The organism is Massilia sp. P2_C2, from assembly GCF_056404615.1.
In genome coordinates, this window is the sequence record NZ_JBFUDR010000320.1 from 1 (window position 1) to 6,605 (window position 6,605).

The following is a 6,605-nucleotide window of genomic DNA, read 5'->3' on the forward strand; positions in this document are numbered from 1 at the left end:
GCCTTGCGCGCGGCCGCGCGGCGCAGCTGCTCGGCGAGGCTGCCCCGCTCGTCGCACAGCACCACGCGCGCCACGGCCTGCATCAGCACGCGATCGTCGTTCGGGATCTGGTCGAACGGGCGCACGAACACGCCGCCATGCCGGTCGACCGACTGGGCATCGAGGCTGGAAGCGATCAGGCTCATGATCTGGTCGTGCAGCGCCTGGCGATAGCCCACGGCATCCTCGCACCAGATCACGAGATCGACGACGAGCCCCTTCAAACGCCACCACGCGTGCGCCTGGACCAGCTGGCGCGCCAGTTCCATGTTGGCGGCATCGCGCATGTGCAGCAGCACGATCGGGTAGTCGCCCGAGATCGCATACGGCCACAGACCGGACTGGCCGCGCTGGTTGCGCGCGATGATGGCCGGGTCGGCGCGCAGCGCAGGCTGCGGATGGAGCACGCAGCCGGCCAGGCGCGCGTACAGCTGCGCATCCGCCTCGCTCGCGTTCAGCTGGCGCAGCACGACCTGGCCATGCGTCCACGCCAGTTCCGACACGCGGTCGGCCAGGTGGCGGTCCTGGTACTTGTCGATCAGGCGCACGGCCTCGTCGCGCGTGTCGGCCGCGCCCAGCACGACGTCGATGGTCACGGTCTGGTGCGGCGCCAGGGCCAGCACGCGGCGGATCGCCGTCACCGGATCGAGCACGGCGCCGGCCGTGCCGCCCAGCGCCTCGTGCCCCGCCAGCGCCGCCGGCCGCGCATTGCTGCCGTTGCGGCCGATGAACCGTTCGCGGCTCGTTTCGAACTGCGGCGCCGACACGTCCGGATCGGCGCCATGCACCGTCATCAGGTTCAGCAGCCAGGGCACCGCATCTTCCCTGTATCCTGGCCGGCGCGTGCACAGGACGGCGCCGCGCTCGGCCAGGATCTCCGTCTGCACGAACAACTTGGAGAATGCCGGATGCGCGGCGTCGGCATCGGCCGGCGCGAGCACGACTTCGGCATAACTGGTCAGCTCGATCCTGCGCACGGCATGCGTCCTGTTGGCGACACGGATGCGGCGCAGCTCGATGTCGTCCTCGGGCGATACGACGATCTCCGTGTGCAGCTCGATGCCGTGGTCGCGCCGGCGGAATTCCGCCCGGCCTTCGGAGAACACGGCCTCGTAGTGCTCGGGCCGCGCCAGGGTGGGTTGCCACGTGGTCGACCACACGTCGCCGCCATCCAGGTCGCGCACATAGCAGACATGCCCGCGGTCGTCGGTGGTCGGATCCTCGCGCCAGCGCGTGACGGCCAGGTCGCGCCAGACGCTGTAGCCGGTGCCGGCCGCGGTCACCATCACGTGGTAGCGGCCATTGGACAGCAGCTGCACCTCGTGCGGCGCCGCATCGGGCTGCCCGACCGTTCGGGTCGACCTGCCGTCTTCCGGGACTGCCAGGCGCAGTTCCTCCGCCTCGGCGCGTGCGGACGCACGGGCCCCGGACTTCGGCACGCGCTCCTGCAGCAGCGCCAGCGCGGCCCGGAATTGCGGATCGCTGGCGAAGCGGCGCTGCATGGGCCGGTCGTGCAACAGGTAAGACAGCGCCAGGAAACCCATGCCCTGGTGGTGCACCATGAACGAGCGCACGATGGCGCACGACTGGCCGTGGGGCAGCCGTGCCGGCGTGTAGTCGACCGCCTCGTAGAAGCCGTAGCGGCCCGTGAAACCCAGCTTCGCCATGCGTTCCAGGTTGGCGTACGCGCGCTCCGGCTCGACCATCAGCGCCATCATGGTGGCGTACGGTGCCACGACGAGGTCCTCGCCCAGACCGCGTTTCGCGCCCGTGCCGGGCACGCCGAACGCGCGGTACTGGTAATTCAGCGCGGCATCTACCGTGTTGTAGCCCGACTCGGAAATGCCCCACGGGACGTTGCGCCGGCGGCCGTATTCCGCCTGGGCGCGGACGATGCCGTGGTACGTCCGGTCGAGYAGCGTGTCGCGCCACGTCGGCATCACGAGTAGCGGCATCAGGTATTCGAATATCGAGCCGCTCCACGACAGCAGCAAGGCCTGGCCRTGCACGAGACACAGCTGGCGGCCCAGCGCGAACCAGTGCTCCTGCGGGAACTGTCCCTGCGCGATGCCGACGAAGCTGGCCAGCCGGGCCTCGGATGCGAGCAGGTCGTAGCTGTGTGCATCCAGCCGACGCTCGCCCACGTCATAGCCGAGCGCCAGCAGATGGGTATCGGCGTTGTACAGGAAGCTGAAGTCCATGTCGGCGCAGTCGCGCGCGGCGCGTGCCAGCCGGTCGATTTCCTGCAGGCGCGCACGCGCATTGGCGCCGCCCTCCGCCACGAGGCGGGCGAGCTGCAACTGGCGCGTGCGCTCGTCCGGCGCGAGGTGCTCGCCCTGCACCTTCATGTCGTAGCCGGCCAGCTCGCGCAGCGTGGGAATGCGCGTGAGGCTGGAATCGATCACGTATTCCTGCACGACGCGCATCCACGGCGCCATCGCCAGCAAATCGGCCTGGGCCGCCGCTGCCTGTGACGCCAGCTTGTCGGACCAGCCGCGCAGCAGCGGGTCGGCGTCGGGCGGCACGGCGGCGCACAGCGCCTCGGCCTGGCGCGCCAGCGCCTGCAGGCAGTCGGCCAGGCCCGGCAAGGTGCCCGTGTTGGGGCAGCGTTCCGGCGTGAGCTGGTGGCGCAGCGCGGCGATCGCCTCGCGCACGGCGGGGACGGCATGGTCTTCGACGACGTCCAGCGTGTCGCGGATGCCGTCCAGCGCCCGGCTCGACGCGATGGGCTCGTCGGCCAGCCGCTCCAGGCCGGCGGCAAGCGTGAGCAGGTGACCGGCCAGGTTGCCGCTGTCCACGGCCGAGACGTAGTGCGGCGGCAGCGGGGCCAGCGTCTGCGTGTCGTACCAGTTATAGAAATGGCCGCGGTAGCGCTCCAGCCGGTCCATCGAGTCCAGCGTGGCGCGCGTGCGTGCCAGCAGGTCCGACGTGGCGGCGTAGCCGAAGTCCCGGGCCGTCAGGTTGGCCAGCAGTGCGAGGCCCAGGTTCGTCGGCGAGGTGCGGTGCGCGACGACGGGTGCCGGATGTTCCTGCATGTTGTCGGGCGGGAGCCAGTTCTCCTGCGCCGTCACGTGATCCTCGAAGAACGCCCAGGTGCGGCGCGCCAGCCGGCGCAGGAAGCGGCGCTGGCCGTCCGCCAGCTGCGGCACGGGATGCGCGGCCGGCAGGCTGACCCACCACGCCACGACGGGCGACAGGAACCACAGCAGCAACAACGGCGCGGCGGCGAACAGCGCGTACGGGTGCGCAAAGCTGAGCAGGACGGCGACGCCGACCGCGAACGCGGGCGCGAACCACATGTTGCGCCAGTTCGATTCCATGTCGGTGCTGGAGCGCGACAGGCTCGACGCGCGCCACTCGAGCCGCCGCTGTTTCGACACGCCCATGCGCCAGGCGCTGCGCACGATCGCGTCCAGGCTGTAGCAGGCCTCGTGCGGCAGGAAGGCCGTGTTCAGCAGCGCGTGGACAAGGCCGGCGCAGGCGCCGTGCGACCAGTTCAGCAGGTGCTGGCCCAGCGGGATGTCGTGCGGCTTGTCGGCCAGCGCCACGAGTGCGCCGAGTGCGAACGGCAGGAAGAACACGGCCAGCACGGCCGCGCTCCAGAACGCCGGCGACGGCAGCAATGCCCAGCACAGCGGCAGCAACATGGTCAGCACGGGCGCGACGAGGCTGCGGCGCAGGTTGTCGAACAGCTTCCAGCGCGCCAGCGGCGGCAGTGGATTCGGTTCCTTCCGGCCATCCGCCAGCGGCACGCGCGCACGCAGCCAGCCGGCCAGTTGCCAGTCGCCGCGGATCCAGCGGTGCCGGCGGCCGACGTCGTCGCTGTAGCGCGCCGGACCCGGCTCGACGAGCGTGGCGTCGCTGAGCAGGCCGGAGCGGACGTAGCAGCCTTCCAGCAGGTCGTGCGACAGCACGCAATCGTCGGGAAAGCGCCCGCGCAGCACGCGGTCGAACGCGTCCAGGTCGTAGATGCCCTTGCCGGCAAATGAACCTTCGCCGAACAGGTCCTGGTAGACGTCGGACACGGTGCGCGTGTACGGATCGATGCCTGGCTCGCCGCTGCACAGGCGCTCGTAACGCGATGCGTGTTCCAGCGGCAGCGCGGCCGTCACGCGCGGCTGCAGCAGGCCGTAGCCTTCCACCACGCGCCGGCCCGCCGCATCGAACACGGGGCGGTTGAGCGGATGCGCCATCGCGGCGACAAAGGCGCGCGCGGCGTCGCGCGGCAGCCGGGTGTCGGCATCGAGCGTGATCACGTAACGGATTTCATTCAGGTCGGCGGCCTCCCCCTCGACGACAGCGAACGGCCCGCSCTCGCCGCGCAACAACAAGGCGTTGAGGTCTTCGAGCTTGCCGCGCTTGCGCTCGCGGCCGATCCACGCGCCCTCGCACTCGCTCCACACGCGCCGGCGGTGCAGCAGCAGGAACGGTTTGTCGTCGCCGTCGCCGTATGTCACGTTCAGCGCGGCGATGGCGGCGCGCGCCTGTTCGATCAGTTCGGCGTCGCCGTACACCTCCTGCCGCGGCGCGTCGACGAGGTCGGTCAGCAGGCAGAAGCGCAACTGCGGATCGCGGTTGGCCAGGTAGCGCACTTCGAGCGCGTCGACCAGGTCCGCCACGTTGTCGCGGCTGTACAGCAGCGCCGGCACGACGACGATGGTGCGCGCAGCGGGCGGGATGCCCCCGCTGAAATCCATGCGCGGCAGCGGGGCCGGTGCGACGAGCCGCGTCGCCATCAGGTTGACGAGGGCCAACGCCAGCTGGCTCGCGCCGAGCGCGCCCAGCACGCCGATGGCGACGAGCAGGCCGTGGCCGGCGCCGTCCCGCGCCGCGTACACGACGGCCGCCGCCGCGAACAGCGCCGTGAACGCGCCGATGGCGCCCAGGTAGGACAGCAGCGGACGCGCACGGCCCGCGCGCCGCAGCGCGGCATTGACACCCGGACGCATGTGCAGCCGCCGTTCCAGGCGCGCCAGGCCGTTGCCGGCGAGGTAGTAGCCGACGTGGCGCAGCCGCTCATCAGTTACGTCCTCTCCTGCAAGTGCAAGAGCCTCGGTCGCGACCTCGATCTCGGTACGGCCACTGGCGCGCGCCAGGCGCTCGACCACGTGGCGGTAATGGTCGCGCGTGGCGAAGTCCATGCTGGCGTAGACGCCGGCCGGGTCGCCGCGCAGGGCCTGCTCGACGGCGCTCATGGTCTCGACGAATACGCGCCAGTCGGTGTTGCCGAGCAGGCGCAGGCTGGCGATGGTGTTGGCGATCGAGACCTGGTCGGTGGCCTGCTGCCGGACGTCGCCCTGCACGGCCTGGTCGATCGTGCGGCCCTCGTCCGCAAGACGCGTGGCGATCCATTGCAGCGCCTGCGTSAGCGCGCCGCTGCGGCCCTGCAGCCGGCGCGTCAGCTCGGCCACGAACCCGGAGCCCATCGGCTGCACCTCGCGCGCCATGTCGGCCACGACGAGGATCAGGTCGCCGGGCCGCTCGTCGGCCCTGGCCGTCATGCGGTCGGCCCAGCGGTTGGCCTGTTCGCGCTGGCGCAGGCTGTCGGCCTGGCGCGCGGCGATGCGGCGCAGGTTTTCGATCAGCGCGAGCCGCAGCATGATCGGGATCGCCCACAGTTCTCCCAGCGCCAGCGACGCCCCTTCCTGGTAGGCGGCGACGAAGCGCGCCAGGCTTTCCGGCTCCAGGCGGCCGTCGCCATGCGCGATCACTTCCAGCGCCAGCTGGTACACGCGTGGCCTGCCGCAGGCGTCGGCGTCCTGCAGGCAGGGCAGCTCGCGGCTGTAATCGGGCGGCAGGTGGCTGCGCGCGAGCCGGACCTGCTCTTCGATCAGGTAGGCGTTATCGAGCAGCCACTCGGCCGCGGGCGCCGGGTGCACGCCGGACTTGGCGGCGAGCGTGAGGCTGGCGCAGGCGGTGGCGATGACGTCGGCGTTGTCGGCCAGGCGTTCCAGCAGGCGGTCGCTGCCCGGCTGGTCGGCCAGCTGATGGCGCGCGGCGAGGCGGCGGCCGTGCACGGCCATCTGGGCGGCGGAAAACAGGTCGGCACGCAGCGGGGCCTCGTCCTCGGCGAGGCCGGGTGCTGCGGCGGACGGGCGATCTTTTTCTTCTTTCAACAGGAACCTCATGGTGGCGTGCGCAACCAGCCGCCGGCTGACGCGGGACGCGACCATTAAGGTGAAGGGCGGAATACTCGTGGGCGCACGGCTGACGCCATGCTAAGAGATCAGGTGCCTGGAAACTGTGCGTTACCGTACACAGGTGCGCTGTACGTGGCCGACACCACGCCGCCGACGAGGTTCCACGCCTGCGCATGCCCGGCCCGGTGCAGGCATAACGCCGCCTTCGCGCTGCGGTTGCCGCTGCGGCAGACGAAAACGACCGGGCGTCCGCTCTCGGCCAGCCAGCCGGCCAGGTGTTCCGCCAGGCGCGACAACGGCGCGTTGTGCGCCGCGCGGCCGTGCAGGGTCAGCGCGCCCGCCTGCGCCTCGGCCGCTTCGCGCACGTCCACGAGCAGCGCATCCTCGTGGCGGCGCAGGAAGACGTCCAGCGTGTCCCCATGCAGC

At 71.1% G+C, this 6,605-nt stretch carries 2 protein-coding genes; both read right to left on the reverse strand.

What is annotated here, in order from left to right; genetic code table 11:
- A partial coding sequence (locus AC1DYX_RS25865) for a glucoamylase family protein (RefSeq protein WP_477264211.1) occupies window positions 1–6,167 on the reverse strand: 6,167 nt, incomplete at its 3' end.
- 98 nt (window positions 6,168–6,265) lie between these two features.
- A partial coding sequence (locus AC1DYX_RS25870; protein WP_477264213.1) for a rhodanese-like domain-containing protein occupies window positions 6,266–6,605 on the reverse strand: 340 nt, incomplete at its 5' end.